The sequence below is a fragment of the Eubacterium sp. BIOML-A2 genome, assembly GCF_009680135.1.
GTDB lineage: Bacteria > Bacillota > Clostridia > Lachnospirales > Lachnospiraceae > Faecalicatena > Faecalicatena contortus_B.
Window position 1 is genome coordinate 1 of sequence record NZ_WKZK01000112.1, and the last position, 2645, is coordinate 2645.

Annotated in this window: 2 protein-coding genes and 1 pseudogene; all 3 read left to right on the plus strand. The window is 47.0% G+C overall.

What is annotated here, in order from left to right:
• Positions 1-79: 79 nt before the first annotated feature.
• A pseudogene (locus GKG43_RS22610) lies at positions 80-376 on the plus strand (D-xylose ABC transporter ATP-binding protein); the annotation flags it as partial.
• Positions 373-1344: an ABC transporter permease gene (locus GKG43_RS22615; protein WP_055154534.1), complete on the plus strand. Its 972-nt coding sequence runs from the start codon at positions 373-375 to the stop codon at positions 1342-1344. The pseudogene GKG43_RS22610 and the gene GKG43_RS22615, both read left to right, overlap by 4 nt.
• A gap of 17 nt (positions 1345-1361) precedes the next feature.
• Positions 1362-2345, plus strand: coding sequence for a hypothetical protein (locus tag GKG43_RS22620; RefSeq protein ID WP_202976930.1), 984 nt, complete (start codon positions 1362-1364; stop codon positions 2343-2345).
• The last annotated feature ends 300 nt before the right edge of the window (positions 2346-2645 follow it).

Below are 2645 nucleotides of genomic sequence, written 5' to 3' on the forward strand. Positions count from 1 at the left end.
GTCGATTCAAATATGAAAAATCAAGCGGAAATGACACCCGCTCTATTTGTCATGCCCTAATCGACTGTGAATAGTAATGCAGAAAGTTATACTGGGGAAATGGCTCCTCATGAACTGTGATATCATCATTTTTGATGAACCCACGCGGGGAATTGATGTGGGAGCGAAACAGGAAATATACGAACTGATCAATGAACTGGCGAGACAGGGGAAGGCCGTGATCCTAATCTCCTCAGAGCTCCCGGAGCTGATGGGGATGTCTGACCGTGTTATCGTCATGGCAGAAGGGCGGATATCCGGCGAACTTAAAAAAGAGCAGATTCATCAGGAAAAAATATTAGAATTGGCGTCTAAGGCACAGGAGGTTATGTCATGAAGGAAAAGATGAATGCAAACAAAAAGAAAATAGAGTGGAATAATATGGGAATTATTATTGCATTAGCGGTGATGGTCATATTCTTTTCCTTCTCCACGACTTCATTTCTGACGCCGAATAACCTGGCAAATATTGCCCGTCAGATTTCCATAGTAGGAATCTGCGCTGTTGGTATGACATGCGTGATTCTGACCGGGGGCATCGACCTTTCGATCGGATCATTGATCGGAGTTGTCGTCGTGACATGCGCCACCTTAATGAGTAAGGGCGTCAATCCCGTTCTCGTTGTATTCATAGGGTTTGCCATTGGCATTGTGATAGGAGTCATTAATGCAACCTGCATAACCTGTCTGAAAATACCGCCAATTATCACAACTCTCGGCATGATGATAAGTCTCAGGGGAGCCACCTATCTGATATCGGGCGGAATGCCTATCTATGGAATTCCCGAAGGATTCAAGATACTGGGGCAGGGGAGTATCGGGCTTGTTCCGATCTCCATGATTATCATGGTGCTGGTATTTATCTTCGGATATATCATGCTGGGAAAAACAGTTTTTGGCAGGAGGATTTACGGCATAGGAGGCAACGAGGAGACGACCAGGCTGTCGGGAGTGAATGTGAAAAAGGAAATCTATAAAATCTATACCATGGTAGGATTCCTGGGCGCCCTGGCCTCACTCATACTGATGTCAAGGGTAAACAGCGGGCAGCCGAGTGCAGGAGACGGTTACGAAATGGACATTATAACGGCCGTAGTCCTGGGCGGGGTAAGTGTCAGCGGCGGAGAAGGTAAACTGTCAAAGGTAATCGTGGGGGTTGTATTCATGGGAGTCCTTGCAAACGGTATGATGATGCTCAATATCAACGAATACTGGCAGCGGGTTGTGAAAGGAATCGTGCTGATTGTGGCGGTTGCCGTGGATATCCGGTCAAGGGAAAAGAAGGCAAAGCTAAAAACAGCGTAATGCAGAGGGAGACTTTTATGGAAAATACAAACTTAAATACCCAGGCGGCGTCCTGTAAGGCTTGCCCTGCGGACGGATCCGCAGAAAACTGCGGAACAATGTATGACCTGGGCCTGGAGACAAAACCAGATTTTTTAGAATGTATGAAACGGATATACGCGTGGTATGACGGAGAAATACTGGACCGTGTACCCATACGGTTTTCGGCCCACAATGAAGAGTATGACACTGCAGATTCAGCGGACAGCTGGAGCAGTCTGAAAGCCCGGTGGTTCGATACAGAATATCAGGTGTCCGCCTTTGAAAAAAAATTACATGCAAACCAGTGGCTGGGGGAAACATTCCCCATCTACTTTCCAAATCTTGGCCCGAACTTTTTTGCTGCGGTGCTTGCAGACTGTGAACTGGAGTTCGGGGAAGTAACTTCCTGGTGCGAACCGCAGATATTCGGCGAGGAGGATCTGGAAAAAATCTGTTTTCATCCAGAAAGCAGCTATTACCAGAAAATGCTGGAGATGATGGACTATGCTCTCGAGCGGTGTGAAGGGCGTTTTATGGTCGGCTATACGGATATGCATCCGAGTTTGGACTGCGCCGCAGCCTTGCGCGGTACACAGGAGCTGTGTATGGATATGTACGACGACATAGAATTTGTAAAAAAACTGGTACAAAAATGTTTTGCCCCCTTTTTCCCGATGATGGAAGTCTTCCATGACAAGCTAAGACAAAAGAGGCAGCTTTCTGTCTCGTGGATGGATATCCCCTCCTATGGGACGATGCATATACCAAGCTGCGATATGGGGGCGATGATCTCCCAGGAATTCTTCAATGAGATCTCTCTGCCATATATAAAGAAAGAAAGCGAACACTTCGATCATAACATCTTCCACCTGGACGGAAAAGGAGTCGCAAACCATATTGACGAGATACTAAAAATCGATCAGATACAGGCTATCCAGTGGGTGCAGGGCGTAGGAGCGGATAAACCAATCATGCAGTGAGTCCCGTTCATCAAAAAGATACAGGCAGCGGGTAAAAGCATCGTTGTAGATCTCGAGCCCCAGGAACTGGAAACTTTTATAGATGCAGTATCCCCGAAGGGAATCTATCTGTGCATGAACGAAAAAAACCCAGAGACACAAAAACAAATCATAGCGCGGTTGTTAAGGTGGGGGTAGTGGTGAGGGGGGTTGACTTGGGGGACGCCTGCGGAAAGGAGGAGACTGACCAGTCAGGAGATAGGTAAGTCTTTTGTTTCAGGAGATAGGTAAGTCGATTCAACAGGTGGTAAGTCGAATTGT

What these genes read in the sequence shown, in the direction of transcription:
- GKG43_RS22620 (WP_202976930.1), top strand. Translation starts at nt 1,362, where the DNA reads ATGGAAAATACAAACTTAAATACCCAGGCGGCGTCCTGTAAGGCTTGC.
- GKG43_RS22615 (WP_055154534.1), top strand. Translation starts at nt 373, where the DNA reads ATGAAGGAAAAGATGAATGCAAACAAAAAGAAAATAGAGTGGAATAAT.